This window comes from Paenibacillus lacisediminis (genome assembly GCF_046567315.2).
This window is the reverse complement of the sequence record NZ_JBKIAX020000001.1, coordinates 356,489-373,782: the sequence shown is the minus strand read 5'-3', so window position 1 is coordinate 373,782 and position 17,294 is coordinate 356,489. Positions and strand designations below refer to the sequence as shown.

Annotated in this window: 11 protein-coding genes; 1 reads left to right on the top strand and 10 read right to left on the bottom strand. The window is 53.9% G+C overall.

Going from position 1 to position 17,294, the window contains the following annotated elements; translation table 11 throughout:
• Positions 1–13: 13 nt before the first annotated feature.
• The 4 genes from ACLD72_RS01630 to ACLD72_RS01615 all read right to left on the bottom strand — a co-directional run bounded on the left by ACLD72_RS01630 (position 14) and on the right by ACLD72_RS01615 (position 6,890).
• Positions 14–2,338 carry a helix-turn-helix transcriptional regulator gene (locus ACLD72_RS01630; RefSeq protein WP_410994924.1) on the bottom strand — a complete coding sequence of 775 codons (2,325 nt, stop codon included), beginning with the start codon at positions 2,336–2,338 and terminating at the stop codon, positions 14–16.
• Between the two features lie 197 nt (positions 2,339–2,535).
• Positions 2,536–2,715: a hypothetical protein gene (locus tag ACLD72_RS01625; RefSeq protein ID WP_458475487.1), complete on the bottom strand. Its 180-nt coding sequence runs from the start codon at positions 2,713–2,715 to the stop codon at positions 2,536–2,538.
• 23 nt (positions 2,716–2,738) lie between these two features.
• On the bottom strand, positions 2,739–5,216 hold the full coding sequence (locus ACLD72_RS01620) for a family 43 glycosylhydrolase (protein WP_410994927.1): 2,478 nt from the start codon (positions 5,214–5,216) through the stop codon (positions 2,739–2,741).
• 681 nt (positions 5,217–5,897) lie between these two features.
• On the bottom strand, positions 5,898–6,890 hold the full coding sequence (locus tag ACLD72_RS01615; protein WP_410994929.1) for a LacI family DNA-binding transcriptional regulator: 993 nt from the start codon (positions 6,888–6,890) through the stop codon (positions 5,898–5,900).
• A gap of 83 nt (positions 6,891–6,973) precedes the next feature.
• Between ACLD72_RS01615 and ACLD72_RS01610 the strand changes: the two genes are divergently transcribed.
• Positions 6,974–7,798, top strand: a complete 825-nt coding sequence (locus tag ACLD72_RS01610; protein WP_410994931.1) for an HAD-IIB family hydrolase — start codon at positions 6,974–6,976, stop codon at positions 7,796–7,798.
• A gap of 27 nt (positions 7,799–7,825) precedes the next feature.
• Here ACLD72_RS01610 and ACLD72_RS01605 read toward each other — a convergent pair whose 3' ends face one another.
• The 6 genes from ACLD72_RS01605 to ACLD72_RS01580 all read right to left on the bottom strand — a co-directional run bounded on the left by ACLD72_RS01605 (position 7,826) and on the right by ACLD72_RS01580 (position 17,269).
• A complete protein-coding gene (locus ACLD72_RS01605) occupies positions 7,826–9,091 on the bottom strand; it encodes an Nramp family divalent metal transporter (protein WP_410995277.1) in 1,266 nt (421 codons plus the stop codon).
• Positions 9,092–9,312: 221 nt separating this feature from the next.
• Entirely contained in the window at positions 9,313–10,545 is a 1,233-nt protein-coding gene (locus tag ACLD72_RS01600; RefSeq protein ID WP_410994932.1) for an MFS transporter, read from the bottom strand.
• 83 nt (positions 10,546–10,628) lie between these two features.
• On the bottom strand, positions 10,629–11,222 hold the full coding sequence (locus tag ACLD72_RS01595; RefSeq protein ID WP_328272327.1) for a TetR/AcrR family transcriptional regulator: 594 nt from the start codon (positions 11,220–11,222) through the stop codon (positions 10,629–10,631).
• Positions 11,223–11,405: 183 nt separating this feature from the next.
• Complete coding sequence (locus tag ACLD72_RS01590; protein ID WP_410994934.1) at positions 11,406–14,633, bottom strand: cellobiose phosphorylase; 3,228 nt, start codon at positions 14,631–14,633, stop codon at positions 11,406–11,408.
• Between the two features lie 27 nt (positions 14,634–14,660).
• Complete coding sequence (locus ACLD72_RS01585) at positions 14,661–16,007, bottom strand: glycoside hydrolase family 30 protein (protein ID WP_410994936.1); 1,347 nt, start codon at positions 16,005–16,007, stop codon at positions 14,661–14,663.
• Between the two features lie 257 nt (positions 16,008–16,264).
• A complete protein-coding gene (locus ACLD72_RS01580; protein ID WP_410994937.1) occupies positions 16,265–17,269 on the bottom strand; it encodes a LacI family DNA-binding transcriptional regulator in 1,005 nt (334 codons plus the stop codon).
• Positions 17,270–17,294 lie beyond the last annotated feature (25 nt).

Genomic DNA, 17,294 nt, shown 5'->3' with positions numbered 1-17,294 from the left:
TTTTGAACTCTCACTAGTAGACTTTGCCCGCGTCCAGGCGTTTTGCCGTCTCGCGGGTTTTGCTTTCCCGGTATTGGCCCGGCGTCACGCCGACATTTTTTTTGAAGATGCGAATGAAGCTTTGCGTGTTTATATACCCGACTTTCTCTCCGATCCGCTGCACCGTCTCCGCCGAATCCGTCAACATTTGCTTGGCCCGTTCGATCCGTAAATCAATCAAGTAGTCCATGAAATTTTTGCCGGTGCTTTTTTTGAACAGCCGGCTTAAATACGCGATGCTCAGCTGTAATTCGGCAGCGATGCCGCCAAGCGAAATCTCCCGGTCGTAATTGGCGTTCACGTATTCAAGCACATGCGACATTAATCCGGTGTGATCGGAACGCTCCTCTTCCATGGTTTCCAGCCAATAGGACAGTTTGTTCTTGAACCAGGCCACGGCTTCTTCAATGCTTTCGATGCGCTGCATGGCCAAATGCATCTCCGCGAATACTTTTTCGACCTGCAGCTTCGAGCCCATCTCCATCAACGCATAGGCCGCCGACATCACGAAATCGATCAACAACTGTTGAACAAACATCATCGGATAACCGTCCAAAGACTCCAAAAACAACTTCGTCCGCCCCAGCTCTTCATCGATTTGCCGGATATCGTTGCTTTTGACGGCTTGAAGCAAGGCGTCTTTCCGCCCCCGCGAGACTTCGAGCATATCCGCAAAAAACGGCGTTTCAGCGTCTTGATCCCAGCACAGCAGCACGTGACAGCCGCCGCCATATCTTTTACTTTCCATGAAGTTGCCGACCCGATTCCAGCTATCCGGAATATGCCGAACATCTTGGACCGGATGGCCGATCACAGCAGTAATGGTAATTTTCAAGTAACTGTTGATTTGGACGACGATCGAATGGATTGCGCTTTCAAGTTGGGCTTTGAAAACTTCTTCCTCCATAGGAACGAGGGCGTTGGCGATCATGACGATATCCCGGCTTTCGGTATTCCACATCAAAACTTTGAAGGACTGACCGCCCATCTCTTCCGCCATTTTATAAGCAAAAAAGCGCAGCAAGCTTTGATCCGCCTTGTTATAAGTCTGCAGAAAGTCGTAATATTTATCGATGCGAAACAAAATAACCGAGAACAGGGAAGTGGAAAACGTGAATCCGAGTTGCCCCATCTGTTCTTGAATATCCGGCCATTCCCCCCGATCGTGATGAAGCAGCCGATAACAAAGGGCTTTTTTCAAGATCGGGATATTTTTCCGATACATCCATTCGATATTTTCCCGGTGCTCCTTCAAAGCGGCTACGCTGTTAATCAGCACGTTAAGGGAGAAACTTCTGCCGTTCTTGACTCCCGTAACGTTCGAGCTCCCAACGACTTCTTGAATCGTGCGTATTTTTCCGAAGACACTGCGCATCAGGGTGAACGTATAGAAAATTAACAGGATAAACAGAAGGAAAAACGCGAGCCAAAGGGCGGAACCGAAATAGATCCCATTCCCATTCGTTACGCTCCCCTCGGGTACCGCATAAACAAAATTCCATCCCGATAACCGGGCAGGCAAAACATCGTAAAAGTAATTTTTGCCGTCCAAAGAAATGGAGTCGGAAGCAACTGGGTCGAACCGGGGAACGTTGGCCATAGCCTCCTGATCGAGTTGCCCCGTACTTAACGAAAATAATAAATGCGAGGGCGACTCCAGCCACATCTTTTCCTGCTGGCCGCTCTGAAACGGATTTTGGAACAGTGACTGGCTGTTTAAATTGATTTTGATAAAACCGATCGGCTCCGCCGCAATATTGGGAACGCTGCGCAGGATATGCACAGCCGGAGGAGACGAGGAGGCAGCGGCGGCAGTGTCATCTATTCTCCAATTAGCGCCCTTTATGATGTCCGCTCTGCTCGCCGCCCATTCTTCATCGCTCATTGGCGGGATATTGACGATTTGGCCATGGTTGTAACGAAACGCCTGATCACGCGTGTAGATATCGATGGAGACCATGCAGCAAAAGTCGGCGCCGCTATTGATGATGTCGGTGAGGCTGATGTCCCCGCCATGTTCCGTACCCTTCAATATACTCATCAATTTCTTGTTATTGGATAGATCGACGGACTTCTTGTCCACATCTTGAAATAAATTATTATAGTAATTCTTGAAAAGTGTCTCCGATTTTTTGCTTAAATCCTCCAGCTTGGCCTTTTGCTGAAGGTGATTGTAAGCGCTGTTAAAAATGACAAAACCTAAAGCGGCCAGCACAACCAACAGGCCCAGCGCGGCGGATAAACGATAGAACAAAGACCGGTATTTATCGTTAAAAAGAAGCTCCATCAAACTTTTCATGATCCCGTGCCCCCCGTTGTCGATGGATAATGTGACAAATCTGTGTCTTTACTTTATTCATCATACCACATTTGTACCGGACGGGAAGGCGATTGGCGCCATATCTATGGAAAAAGCCTGCAATTTATTTGCAGGCTCAGATTGATCGAGAAAAAATGAGAATTCAATGCGGCGGTCGGCGGTCGGCGCTAGCTAGTCTAGTCCACCCAGTACAGTTCTCCCTTGGAATTATACGAAATCTTGACCGACGGCGCGCCGCTTTTGGTAAAGACCGCATTGCCTGGCTCATTCGTAACCTTGGTCAGCTTGTAGCCGGATAGATCCATCCCCAGCCATTTTTTAATTTGGGGAACGGCTGTCTTTTTAAGTTTATCCATGTTTATTTGCAGGCTTTTTCTCATCATTGTGACACCGAAATGTTATCGAAATGCGCATGCTTGTTTAAGGTTCTTACCCCGATTTTGCCGTGCGTGAACGGATTCAAGCTGGTGTCGGTGTAGTCGATCTTTGGACTCGCCATATCTCCCGCAAACACTTTGATGTTCGTGCCGCTAACGACAACTTTTATATGGTGCCAGGTATTCGTAGAATACGACTGCGCAGAGCCGGCGAGAAACTTCCAATTATAATTCATTTTGCCCAGGTTTACTCCGCTTGTCGTTAAATAGACGTAGTATCCTTGAAGGGCGTCCAGGTTGTTCTGGCCTCTTTCGGTGCCATGCGAAGGATTGGACACTCGAACGAGCAGCCCCGCGTCGCCCCCGGAATCGATCATCTTGAGATCGGCCTCCACCGTATAATCCGCCCATCCCGCATCTCCGAGCACGGCTTTGGCCGACCCCGATCCGCCCGAACTGTACTCCCCGTTCTCCACCGTCCATGTGCCTTCGAAGCGGGTCCACCCGTTATCATTGCCATCATCGAAATGATCGCTTGTCGCCAGGACGGTAGCATGTTTATGGAACGTCATCCGCGAAAAATCCGCTTCCCCGGTGACAAACTCCACTTTCAGCTCCCGCTCTCCGCCGTTAAGATACACCCTTTTCTTTGCGACGGTCCGCCAGCTCTCCCAATCGCCCGTATTCGGCACATCGATCAGGCCTGTTAAGTCCGTGGCGCCGTCCCACACGCGGATTTGCACGCCGCTCATCGTCGTGGCCATGCGGAAGTCGATGTCGTAATATCCGCTTGCCGCCACATTCACTTTATATTTATACCATTCTCCGGATTGATTCCAGCCTAAATTGAACAGCCCTTCGCTGTTCAGGCGGATGTCGCCGGCATCGGACCGGTAAGCGCCGCCTATGTTATTGCCCGTCGTGTCGTGATAGGCGATTCCCTCGCCGCCTTTCATATAATGCACCGCTTCGATTGTGCCCGGAACCGGTTTATAAGCGTCCCAGGCGCTGCTTCCGTTTACGTCGTTGCTAAAGGCGACAAAGCCGAAATCCGCATGCGTATCTTCCGTCATCACGCCGATTTTGCCCGCTCCCAAATTGGCGGTTCGCGTCCCTTTATGCATGCCGTCCACATAATACTTAAACGTGGATCCGGACTTTTCGACACGAATGTTATGCCATTTCGAATAATCGAAGCCGGCCGGCAGAGGGAACATCTGCCAAGCTTGATCCACACCGCCGATGCGGAAAAACGTCTCCAGCCGGTTATTTTTCGAGCTGAGCAGCGCTACGCCGTAATTGTTCTCATCCGTATAGGAGAATACAGCGCCGAACTTCGGATTGGCGGAGGTGGTTCCCCGGTTCATTTCCTTCATGTTGAACTCGGCCGTATAATCCGCCGCGCTGGCCGCCGCCGTCACTTGTTTGTACCAAGTTGTATTGCCGAGTGCATTTTGCCACATTAACTGCTGATTATAAATGCCCCAATTGCCGCCGCCCACATTGGTCCAATTGCTCCCGATCGCGGAGCGGTCAAAATAGTCGTAGAAATCCGGCATTTCCGGATCGCGCTGCGGCGTCGTCGTGGGGCCAAGCACCATCATCCTGTCGTTGTTCCAAACGATCCGGTCCATGTTCAAATGGCGCAACGGTCCGACAATGCCCGGCCCCTCCAAATTATGATAAAGCATATAATGCGTATCCAAATCCGGGCCGACGGTCACCGTATTATGGCCGAGCCCCACCGTCGGTCCCTCCGTGCTGATTAAAGCGGGATTGAGGCCGTCCGCGGCATCCGCGTCATACCCGGATCTTGGCCCCGACGTACTCACCGCATAATCCACCCGGTACCCTTTGCTGAACACATGGTTTCCGGTATAAGTCATATAGTATTTTCCGTTGCGTTTAAAGACCGTTGCTCCCTCCGTCCAGCCCCCCATCCCGACTCCCGTTGACGCGCTTGCCCCGATTGTGGTCGGGCTGCTCATCGGTGCGGCATCGATGCGGCCTGGAGCGGCATGGTAAAAACTGAACGAACCGTCATCATCAATAAAGACATGACCGTCGATCGATTTCCCGAGATTGCCGGTGACAACCTGAAACGGTCCGGTAGGACTAGTGCTGCTCAGCACATAATGGCCGTTCCCGGCGGGCGAGGTGTACATATAAAACGTTCCATTCCAGTAAATGACCTCAGGCGCGTATGCCCCGTGCGTAATCGGGTCCGTCGCGGCCAGTCCGCGATAGTTCCAGTTCACCAGGTTCCGGGAGTTCCAAACTTTTACCCCGTCGTCCGTATCTCTCGTACTCACATACAAGTAGTAATAGCCGTTAAATTTCAGAACATAGGGATCCCCCAGCCCATACTGCCCCCATTCATCCGGCAAGGTTCGCGGATTTTGATAGGCTGATGCCGTGAACGGAACCGCCGCAAGAGACAGGATGACGATCAGCGTGAACAGCCATCGATACGTTCTCACCACATGATAACCTCCTCATCTTCGCAAATGAATGCCTGACATTGCAGAGTGGCTTTGTGTGTAAACGCTTAATTATATGAAGCAGGGGGAACCCTTAATCCTCATAAGCAGAAGCACCGGGGACTTCGGCTCTTTCTAAACTTTGGACGCTACTCTAAGGGACTCCAGCGACCTTATTCGCCTATTTCCCGGGTATTTCCCAGCCTAACGGACCCAGTTGACGCTATTTCACTCTAAACCAGTTCACCCGGGCCGATTTGAGCTAAATAAGGTCATTTGTGTCCGTTACATTTTGCAAACCTCCGTTTTTTCAGCAGATACCGGCTCTGGTGTCCCTTGCCTCCAGACTCCTCTTCTCCTCCAGGATTCCTCTACTCCTCCCGCCGATACCTGCGCATCACGACTGCGGTGCAGCACATTTAAGTCGTGTTCACGCTCTCATTGGATATAATCCAATAGATTAGGGGAAATCGAATGCGATTTGAAGCTCCCATTGGAAAAGTCCAATAGAATTCGCTCATTTCGCCCGTTTTGAACCCTGCGGAGCTCGATCTATTGGAAAATATCCAATCTAACCACTACATTTTCCACCCAATTTCCAATTCTATTGGATAAATCCAATGACAATGCCGACAACGGCGAGCCAAGGGAGGCAAAGCGCAAAGCCGCAGCTCAAGTGCTTCACGCCGAACCGCGCTCAACCAGCACGGCCTTGTAAGTTCGCGACATCGGCGCGGACGCTTCTCCCCGCAGCCGCCGGTTCAAGCATACCGTAACATCCCGGACCATTTCGGCAATCCGGTTCTGAACGGTCGTTAACTCCGGCGTGGTCACCAGACAGATCGGATGATCGTCAAAGCCGATGATGGCCGTTTCTGCCGGTACGATGATGCCGCAAGTTTTCGCCGCACGCAGGAAACCGGCCGCCGCCTCGTCGCTTCCGGCCACAATTCCATCCGGCTTTTTCGCAGAAGCAAACAACTCAAGCCCGAGCGCATAGCCGTCCTGAACCTGATGGATACCGCTGAATTTTTGCGCCTCCGTACACGGAAGTCCAAAATGACGATGGGCGGCCTTAAACCCTGCCCACCTTTTGTCCTGCAACGGCGTCCGGTGATCCATACAGAAAACCAGGTGACGCCGCCCGCTGCCCAGCAAATGGGTTGCGGCTTGATAAATGGCGTCCGCTTCATCCAAGGCAAACACATCCAGCCATTCCCCTGGAAATGTTTCATTGCAAACCAGGGCAACGCGGGTTCCCACCTGTTCTTTGACCTCCCGCTCCGAAAAAAGGGAATGCGTAATAACGACCGCATCCATTTCCCGGCGAGCCAATTTGCCGTACACTTCCCGTTCTAGTTCGGGTGAAAAATACGTCTGATGAACAACCACTTTCAAGCCATGTTCACTGAAAGATTTGCCCAGCACACTCACCAGTTCGCTGAAATAGGGGCGGTTCAAATCGGGGACAATTACGCCGATCATATGATTCGACTGCAGACGAAGCTGGACACCTCGCGCATTTCTGACGTATTCAAGCTCCCGAACCGCCCGCATCACTTTGTCCCGGCTTTCTTTCGAGACGTGAGGATGATCGTTTAAGACGCGGGAAACGGTCGATTTGGAGACCCCGCTATGACGGGAAATATCGTGAATGGTCGGAATAAAAACCACTCCTTTTTAAGCTATTGACCTGGGAACGTTCCCGGCATGTATCCTAAGTCTAATCCATTTACCGGGAGGAAGTATATAGAACCATGCGCACATTTCAAACCGCACAGGAAACACATCATCTTATTTTGTTTGACTTCGACGAAACCTATTATCCTCATGAACGAACACCGGAGCAGCTTCGATTGCTGCAAGAACTGGAGGAATATCTGCAATTGCTTGCCTGGCGTCACCAGGTCAAAATCGGCTTTGTAACCGGAAGCGGCCTCGCGCATATTGAGCACAAAATGACTTTGGCCGGTCTGTCATACCTTCCCCATTTCATCGGCAGCAACCTGGGCACAGAGCTTTGGCAGGCGGAGCCTGACGGGCAGCTCAAGCATAGCCCAACGTGGGAGAAGATCATCCGGCTGTCTGGCTTTTCCCGTCCTGCCGTGGAAGATATGGTCAGCGAACTTAAGTCGGTATACGGCATCCGGCTGCATGAACAAACCCAGTTTGGCCAAGCCCGGCACAAAATGAACTATTATTACTTTTCCGAGTCGCTAACGAAAACGGCATATGACTTGACTATCATCAGACAACTGGCCTTTAACCTGGGAATCGGACTCAACCTCAATGTTTGCAATCCGAAAGCAGGCGATCCCGAGGGGGCTTATGACGTAGATTTTATACCCAGAGGAACGGGGAAAAAGGCGGTGGCCGACTTCCTGATCTCTTCTACGGGTGTTCCTTTCGAAAGAACGATCGCTTTCGGCGACAGCGGGAACGATCTTGAGATGTTAAAAGCGGTAAAGCACGGGTACCTGCTGCAAAACGCAACCCGGGAAGCGAAGTCGCTTTATTCCCGGGTTGCTCCGTATCCGTATGCGCAGGGAATCCTGCATGTATTAAGCGAGCTTTTTTCGTAGGAAACAAATAATAACTCGCAGCCGAACTCACAACAGCATTTGCGTCAACAGGAACAGATTCAGACCGACGACCAGGGCGGAGATCAGCCATCCCAGGATGGTGGTGAAACGCCGGTTGACCAAACCGCCCATAATGTCCCGGTTACTGGTAAACATAATCAGCGGAATCAGGGCAAAAGCGATGCCGAACGAGAGGACAACCTGGCTTAATACCAATGCGCTGGTGGGATTAATGCCCGAAATAATGATCGCCAGCGGCGGTACGATGGTGATGGCCCGGCGGAGATACAAATTGATCCGCTTGTTGATGAAGCCCTGCATCACCACGTCCCCGGCCATCGTGCCTACCGAAGAGCTGGACAGGCCGGCGATCAGCAGGCCAAGCCCGAAGGAGATGGCGGTAACCGGTCCGGATAGCTGCGCGAACTGGTGAAAGGCAACGTCAAGGTCCTCGACCACCAGCCCGTTTTTGAAAAACAGCCCTGCGGAGACGATAACCATCGCCATATTGACCGCCCCGGCGATAATCATGGCCAGCACAATATCGATGAATTCCAGCTTGAAAATCTTCTTTTTCTCCGCTTCGTTGCGGCCGACAATCCGGTTTTGCGTCAGCGAAGAATGCAAATAAATCGCATGGGGCATTACGGTAGCGCCCAGGATGCCCGCGGCCAGGAGCACGCTGTCCACGCCCTCAAAACGCGGAGTGATGATGCCCGTGGCAACCGCGCCCAGATCCGGTTTGGCGGCGACCACCTGGAAGGCGAATGCCAATACGACGATCAACACCATGCCGGCGATCCCGGCTTCCAGCGTGCGGTAACCCCGGCGCTGCAGCTCCAATATCGCAAACGAGCCGATCGCGGTGATAATGGCGGCCGGCAGCATCGGGATGCCAAACAGCAGGTAAAGCCCCAGCGCCGCTCCGATAAACTCGGCCAAATCGGTAGCGATGATGACGAGTTCGCTCTGAACCCACAAAAAGATCGAAACGCCTTTGGGAAACCGGTCATGCGCGACCTCGGGCAAATTTTTGCCGGTGGCGATGCCTAGCTTGGCGGACAACGTCTGGATCAGCACCGCCATCAGGTTGGAGGCGGCGATCACCCATAACAGGAGATATCCGTATTTGGAACCCGCGGTAATATTGGTCGCAAAATTTCCGGGATCAAGATAGGCTACCGCGGCGATAAACGCCGGGCCCAGAAAGGGCAGCAGACGCTTTAGCCCCTTGACCTTTCCGTCCAGTGCGGCATGCGCGGATGCATTTGTTTTTTTCGCTCTATGGTCCATTTTAGCCGGTTGTTGCTGTACAACACCTTGCTCTATCATGTCAATCCCTCCTTAACTGCACATGGGATTTGCCTCTATACAGTAAAGTTTCCTCAGTGCAACTTTCTGATTAGAGTATAGTCCTCTTTTTGAAAAATGTAAATACACATTCATGAAATAAAAAAAGCCGGCGGACCGTTTCCTTGTCCACACCGGCTTTTTTTGCCAAATGCTTTGAAATATTAATGTTCATAATCCGCCGTCTGCCGCGCTGCTGTACCGCTGGTCTGGCCCGAAACGGGCTTTAGCGCCAAGAAAAAGCAGAGAATCAGCACGATCGCGGCGGAAACGTACGGATAATTAATATTGATATCGAACAGGTAACCGGCGACCAGCGGGCCCGCGATATTGCCGAGGCTGGTATAAGCCGAATTGAGACCGGCGACGTAACCCTGCTGGTCCCCGGCCATTTTGGATAATTGCGTGCCGACCGCCGGCCGCACAATATCGATGGACAGAAACACCAGGAATGTCACCAGGAAAATCAGCCAATATTTGTGCACGAACAAGGTCAGCAGGATACACAACCCACACGTAATCAAACTGAGGGTGATCACCCGCTTCTCCCCAAACCGGTTCAGAATCGCACTGAACACCGTCGCTTGCACGACGGCGCCGGAGATCGAGCCAAATGTGATGATCATGGCGATATCCCGCGGCGTGAAGCCGAATTTATGATCGACGAACAGGCCGAATACCGTTTCGTAATTAGATACGCCAAACGACAGCACGAAAACGATAATCAGGCTGATAAAATAAGGCTGCCGGTACGAACGAAGCAGTTGCACGAGCAGGCTCTCCCGCTTCGGCTGCGGCAAGTTTTCCGTTGTTTCCTGCCGCTGTTTGGCGATGTTAAGCGATTCGGGCAGCAAAATGGTCGTTACCACAGCGGCGATAAGTCCGGCAACGGCAGCGGCGTAAAAGGGCATGCGGATCCCGAATTCGGCGATAAAGCCGCCGATGCCCGGGCCGATAATAAAGCCGGTCGTAATGGCCGCGTTGATCAGACCCAACCCTTTGGCTCTTTCTTCACCCGTAGTAACATCCGCCGCGTAAGCCATAACGGCCGGCATAATAAGCGCCGCCCCGATGCCTCCCAGCATTCGCGCCGCGAACAGCAGCACCGGGGAACTGACAGCCCCGAAGAGCCATTCCGACACAGCGAAAACAAGCATTCCGGCGATGATGATTTTTTTGCGGCCAAGCGAGTCGGACAACCGGCCGGCAAACGGCGAGAACACCAACTGGGTCAGCGAAAACGCGGCGACCAGCATCCCGACGATGCTGCCGCTGATATGAAGCTCGTTCATGTAAGTCGGCATGATCGGAACAACGAGCCCGATTCCCGTAAAAACCAGGAAGATGTTGATCATGAGCAGCAGAATCGCCCCGTTATTTCTAATCAACAAAGACATATAGGTTTCCTCCAAATAAATAAAAATGCAGTTTATTGTTTTTATATACTGAACGTTCGGTCTGTATCTCGGCAAAAAATAGTTTATCTTGGGGTTATACCGCGAAGGAACACGGTAACCGCATCATGATATAAGCGCTGCACATCCTCGATTTTAACGACCCGGGTCATCTCGCTTAACCCTGCCAGAAGGCTTTCCAGAACAACGGAGAGGGTTTCCGCGTCGCCGGGCGCAAACTCCCCTGCAGCGATACCCTGCTGAAGCAGTTCTTTATTGAAGGCGAAATGGCTTGCGAAAATCTCCGCCATTTTGCTTTTTACATCTTCAGCCAAATCTTCACTATTCATAAATTCATCGATCGCTTTCGAAATCGGATGGTTCAACTCGTCTAACGCCAGTTGGTCGGCCATCCCGTACAATTTATCCGTCGCCGTAGGATATAAATGCTCCTTCTCTCCCCAGCGCTGCTCCCATTCCTCGTCCCATTCCTTTATTATATGCAGGAACAGGCCTTCCTTACTCTTAAAATGGTAATAGATATTCCCTTTGCTGCTGCCGGAGGCCTCCACGATATCCTCAATGGAAGTCGCCTTATACCCCTTATTAAAAATGAGCGTTTTGGCCGCGTCGGCAATCCGCTTTTTGGTTTCAAGGGTCTGCTGCAGCTTTTTGTTCATCGGGAACACCCCCTTCTATACTGAACGTTCGTTCTATATCTTAGCAAAAACAGGGCTAAAATTCAAGCACCACCGCCTGCTCTTTACTTAACCTTGGCCGCTCTGCTTGCCGTTCGTTTTACCATCACCCTTGCCGGAAATATAGAAAGGGCCGGGAATCCCCAGCCCTTTCACATCCAACCGTTAACCCAGCTCGATTTCGATGCGCTGAACCTGGCCGCTGCGAACCGCTTCAGCCAGCGGGCCGGCAATGACCGGGCCGTCGATCACAGTCCGGGCCCCGCCCTGTTCCAGCACGGTCAACCGCCGGATTTCTGCGCGATCGGCTCCGTACGTGTTCTTCTTATGCGGATTGACGTACGTTACATCCGTCGTACCGAGGAACCGGAACGAGATCTCGCCCCGCTCATCGAACAGCCAGCCTGGCAGCTGCGGATTAAACGCCAGGACAAGTTCGTTTCCGTGCAAGCGGAAGACGTGTTTTCCGGCCATCATCGCCGTCCACATGCTGAGGAATTCGGCGGTAGAGCCGCTGAGCCGGGCGACATAGCCGCGCCCATGGGTTGCCGAGTCCGGGTTAACGCTCGTCGCGATAAACGACGAATTCTCCAGCGTGCTGCGGCCGTAAACAGCCGGATCGAGAAACGGGATCAGCGATGTGCGCAGCTCGGCGAAAAACTGCTCCGTCAGGCCGCTTTTGAGCAGCGCCAGCAAGTATTTGTAGCTCATGTGCAGAAATACCGACTCCCGCTCCAGCCAACCCGGCGTAAAGGCGCGAATCCGCCCGATCTCATGGGATTCCCCGTCAAGGCTGACCGAGGTTTTGTACATACCCAGCCGGGCGTCAAACAAATCGCTGCCGCGGATTTTTTCATAGGCCTGCTTGGCTTCGTTCACGTCCTCCACCGTCTTCAGCCAGCGGGCCGGGCCTTCCAGAAAATGCGGCAACGCCCGCACTGCGAACTTGTTCACGCGCGCCTTCGGCAGTCCATAGCCGCTGATAACCGGCTCGCCCTGCCCGTTCAGAACCGCCTCGTACTCCGCCGCTTCAAAAGCAAAATACGTCGGCGTCAGCCCGCCGCCAAGCCGAATGGCCTCGCCGATGCCGCGCTCGATTTTCTCGAGCATCGACCGCAGCGTTCCGCCAAGATCGCCCAGCCGCACCTTGCGCTCGCTGCCCGTAATGCCAAAGCGGATCGCCTCCCGGTACTGCTCGCGGGCCGTGGCGACCCGGTCCCAGTAATCGAACTGGGCCAGCGTCCCGTTCAGATGCTCCGCCAGCAGCCGCGCCACTTCAGCGAGCAGGTCCGCAATCTCCTCCGGCACGGCGATTTCGCGATCCGCCGCACCCTGCTCCGCACACGCCGCTTCGATAAACCGCAACAGCCGTTTCAGCTCAAACGTTTCGCTCATCCCCGAGCCGAACAGGCCCGGCAGGCCGTTCATCGCGTCGTTCCAGCCCGGCTTGTTGGCTTCCATCTCCACGCCCATCCCAAACGGATCTAGCGTGGCGAACTTGTTTAGCGCCAGCGACAGCAGCTTCACAAACAAATTGGTGCGGTAGATTTCGCCGGTCCCGTGGCCGGTTCTCAGCCAGTTCGTGTCTTTTAATGTCAGCCCGAACTTCTCCAGCTTCTCCTCGTCATACACCAGCGCCCCGTACTGGCGGACGCCGCCCGCAGCGATGACGTATTTCTCGCTTCGCGGCAGCACGCGGGCCGGGCTGTCGAAAAAGGCGTACTCTTTCTCCTCAAACAGCAGCCATTCCTTGCGGTCCGGAAAAATATCCAGATAGCTGTCGATCAAATCCATATTGTACGTCCAGTGATCCGACCAATACCCTTCCCCGAAAGAAGCTTCGATATGCTGATCGGCCAGCGATAAAATCCCGGTAAGGAACTCGTTTTCATCCATACTCAAGGCGATGCCGCGCCCATTCACGAACGAGATCAGCTTGCCCGGCGTAAATTTGCCCAGGCACAGCTCAGCCAGCTCTACAGGGCTGCCAGTTGCAGCCGTATTCAGATAAGCGGTGAGCGCGTCCTTGTTAGCGGCCGGAACCCGGAAGCTGGTGCCTTCCACGCCGAGCGGGTTGTAGCCGTCCGCTTGAATCAGGCTGAAAAACATGCGGATATTAAACGTCCCGACGCGCGGATTGAAATAGATGTCGCTGCGGCGGTTCTGATTGGCGTCGCGGAAGTTGCCGTTTCCTTGCGAATAAAATTCCGGGGCGATCGAGAAAAAGTTGTAATCCCGCTCCAAATCCCCGTGTTTTCGGGAATACAAATGAATCACGAAGCCTTCCCGCCCATTTTCGAAAATAAACGGATACCCGCCGCGCAGGAAATTGTCCAGATAGCTTTGCCGGCAATAAGCATCAAATAACGGCAAGGCCGTTTTGGTGGCGATATCCGCGGTCAGGCTCTCCGTCAGCTCGCCGGCTTCGCCGTATTTTTGCGCGAAGTAGGCCGGGCTGGTGATCGCAGGAGCCTTCGCGTTCAGCCGTTCGACGCTGTCGATATGCCCGATCAGCGTATAAACGCAGCGGCTTTGCCCCGGGGCGAGCTCGGCGGACAGGGCCGAGAAGCCGCACGGCACCTTGTTCGTGCAGTACTGCGGCTGCGCGGTCAGTTCCGCGAGCGGCTCCGCCGCAAAGCGGTCGGGGTAGGCGAGCGACGTGTTGCCGCCGAAAACGAGCTCGAAGTCGGCGATCGTTGGCAGCATCCCGCCGTCATCGCCAAAGGACAAATAGAAATGGCCGCTTTGCACTTCGCTGACCTCCGCCTCATCATGGGTGCTGGAGCGGACGCGGTAATAAGGGATGCCCCGGTCCAGGTTGCCAACCTCCATCCAGCTGCGCAGCAGATTGCCGATCTCCTTGTAGCCCGCGTTCTCCACGCCGTAAGGCAGCACCTCCGGCATCCCGTCCAGCAGCTCCAGCTTCAGCGGTGAGCCGGAAACATTCGTAATTTCCACCTTGCGCGCGAGCGCGGCGTAATCGTCATTCGGAATGTGAAAATAAGTTACTTTTACCTTGAGCCCCTGCGCTGCATGCGCTTCTTCGATCACAAGCTCGTTGGGCAAAATCCGCATGCTCCGTTTGGCCGCCGTATCGGGGAACGCACTTTGAAACGGCTCGTAAACTCCTTTTTTTCCCGCGATTTTCACAAAGGTCCGGAACCCCTTCATCGCCACCGACTGATATGTAATGCTCGCCGGGGAAAACTCCATGATCGGGCTGTTTTTGTCCCGGATGCCAAAGCTGCACACCCCCTGACCGCGGTTGACGTAAAACGTCCACATTGGGATCCCCTTCAGACCCGCCAGGCCGGGCAGAAAACTGGAAAACGGCTTGGCCTGATCAAACTGTTCAATCACAAACGCATTTTGCTCAAAAGAATATATAGACATATGGCATATCCCTCCGTTTTGGCCGATTTAGCTTTTGATGATGTAAGTAGCGATCGAGTGCGCCGGCAAAGTTTCCGTGACGTTTTCCCCGCCCAGCTCCAGGACGAAGGACTGCGCCGCCTCGCTTTCGTTCTGCACGACTACGGCAACGCCGCCGTCCGGATTGCGAAACGCGGTACCGAGAAGCCCCGGTGCTCCCGTGGTTTCCAAGCCGATCCGCACCGCACCCGGGCGGATGTACTTGCTGAAATGGCCGATATAGTAGTAAGAGCTGTTGTAGTGCACGGTATCGGTTACCGTATCCGCGATGATCGGCGCGTCGCATAGGTTGTTGACATGATTGGGCCCGCCCGTCTCGTCCAGCACCAGATTCCAGTCCAGATACCCTTCGGTCCAATTGTTGAGGTCCCCGATCATATTGCGCCCGTACCGCTCGCCCGTAAACCAGGCGCCGAGCTGCACACCGCCCTCCTGGCAGCCCTCCGTAAACAGCAGGTGCTTGTTGGGAAACAGCTCGTGCACTTTGCCGACGTTGTCGAACTCTTCGCTGACATACCAGTGGAATCCGGTGCCCCAGACGTATTTGGCGGCTTCCGGATCGGACAGCACGGCCGAAGCGCGCTCAACGATCAAATCCCGGTTATGGTCCCATATCAGGATTTGGACATCCGCCAGGCCTTCCCGGTGCATTACGGGCCCCAGGTAATCGCGGACAAAATCCCGCTCCTCCTCCCCGCTGAAAATGCAGGAATCCCAGGTCTGCACCGCCGCCGGCTCGTTTTGCACGGAAATGCCCCAGACCGGTACCTCCGCCTCGCGGTATGCTTTTATGAACTTCGTATAATAGAGCGCCCAGGTCTCGCGGTACTCAGGCTTCAATTGACCGCCGTGATTCATGTCCCCGTTCGTTTTCATCCAGGCCGGCGGGCTCCAGGGGGAGGCCAGCAACTGAAGCGGCCGGCCTGCGGCAGCAGTAGCATCCTTGATGAGCGGCAGCACCCATTTGCGGTCGCGGGTAATATCGAAGCTCTTCAGTTCGACGTCACCCTCCTCCACATACGTGTAATTTTCCAGTGCAAAATCGCAGCTGTGGATATGCACGCGGCCAAGTGTATAGCCCAGTCCCTCCTGAGGATCGAAATAGCCGCGAACGACCTCCGCCCGCTTCTCCGGGCTGATCCGGGACAGCGTATAAGCGGCGGCTTCCGTAAACGCGCCTCCAAAACCGATGATCGTTTGATAGCTTTGCTCCGGATTCACCCGCCATTTCCGCTCCGCCGCAGTGGGCGGGGCCGTCTGTACCGCCAGTTCTCCTTGCAGCGTCAGCCGGTCCCCCGAATCTCGGGAAGTCAATACTTTTGACCATGTTGCCATCGTAAATCCTCTCCCTTGTTCATCATTTGAGCTTGCCTGAAATCGATTTCACCAATTTCGTCATGCCAACCTCTTACCTTATTGCTTGCCCCTTGCCTTACTTTTTACCTGGATTCTCGCACCGATTTCTTGCCTTGATTCTCGCACTGATTCTTGCCAGGCTCTCGCCCCGACCCTTGCCTTACTTCTCGACCAAACCCTTGCAACACAAGGGACGAAACCGGTTTCGATTTTTTCGAAAAAAAATGGGGCTGGCTTTAAAGCGCACGGCAGGAATCGCGAACGACCAGCTCCACCGGAACACAATCGCTTTGGATAGCGGCCCCGCCTTCTATCGTATAGATTAACATGTCGGCGGCCCTGCTGCCAAGCAAATATGTATTTTGCCTGACCGTGGTCAAAGCCGGTGTTAAGTATTTCGCCATTTGGATATCATCGAAGCCAACGATGGAAATATGCTCCGGAACGCTAAGGCCATGCGCCTTCATCGCGATCATGGCGCCTACGGCCAAATTGTCGCCGGCAGCAAACACCGCGGTCGGCAGTTCCTCGGCCTGAAGCAGTTCCTCCATCGCTTTTTTGCCGCTTTCGACCGTAAAATCGTAGCTCCCCTGCACGACATGCCCGGGATGAACCGGCAGCCCCAGCCGTTCCATCGCCTGCAGATAGCCTGCCAGCCGCTGCTCCCCGGCAAACGTCGGCCCGCCGCCGATATGCGCGATCTTCCGGTGTCCCAGCGAATGCAAATATTCCACCGCCAGCCGGGTTCCCTCCGCGTTATCGGAGCAGATCGTGCTTTTTTGGGCGGTTTCCTGATCCAGCAGAAGGCACGGAAGGCTCGAATCCAGCAGCTCTTGGTAATAGGGATCGGCCGCGTCCGGCAAAATCACGACAACCCCGTCGATGCCGCGAATCTTGCAGTGCTCCAGGTACCCGCTTTTTTTACCGCCGATGTCCTTGGAAATAAACATCAAATCGTAGCCCCTTGAGGTCGCCACTTGCTTAAAGCTTTCGATCACCCCGCCAAAATACGGATGCAAAACGCCCGCGCCGGAAGGCTCGATAAACAGCATGCCGATCGTCCAGGAGCGTTTGGTCGTGAGAGAGCGCGCATGCGCATTTGGCACATAGCCAAGCTGCTCGGCCGTATCCAGAATTTTACGGCGCGTCTTCTCGCTGACATCAGAATACCCGTTAAACACCTTTGATACGGTCGTAGGCGACAACCCGGTTTTCCGGGCAATATCATATATCGTGATCACGGCTTCGCCCCTCCTTGCCGGAATG

Excerpts from the sequence above, each read along its gene's own strand:
- ACLD72_RS01630 (WP_410994924.1), bottom strand. The coding sequence starts at position 2,338 with ATGAAAAGTTTGATGGAGCTTCTTTTTAACGATAAATACCGGTCTTTG.
- ACLD72_RS01610 (WP_410994931.1), top strand. The coding sequence starts at position 6,974 with ATGCGCACATTTCAAACCGCACAGGAAACACATCATCTTATTTTGTTT.
- ACLD72_RS01595 (WP_328272327.1), bottom strand. The coding sequence starts at position 11,222 with ATGAACAAAAAGCTGCAGCAGACCCTTGAAACCAAAAAGCGGATTGCC.
- ACLD72_RS01600 (WP_410994932.1), bottom strand. The coding sequence starts at position 10,545 with ATGTCTTTGTTGATTAGAAATAACGGGGCGATTCTGCTGCTCATGATC.
- ACLD72_RS01605 (WP_410995277.1), bottom strand. The coding sequence starts at position 9,091 with ATGGACCATAGAGCGAAAAAAACAAATGCATCCGCGCATGCCGCACTG.
- ACLD72_RS01625 (WP_458475487.1), bottom strand. The coding sequence starts at position 2,715 with ATGGATAAACTTAAAAAGACAGCCGTTCCCCAAATTAAAAAATGGCTG.
- ACLD72_RS01585 (WP_410994936.1), bottom strand. The coding sequence starts at position 16,007 with ATGGCAACATGGTCAAAAGTATTGACTTCCCGAGATTCGGGGGACCGG.
- ACLD72_RS01590 (WP_410994934.1), bottom strand. The coding sequence starts at position 14,633 with ATGTCTATATATTCTTTTGAGCAAAATGCGTTTGTGATTGAACAGTTT.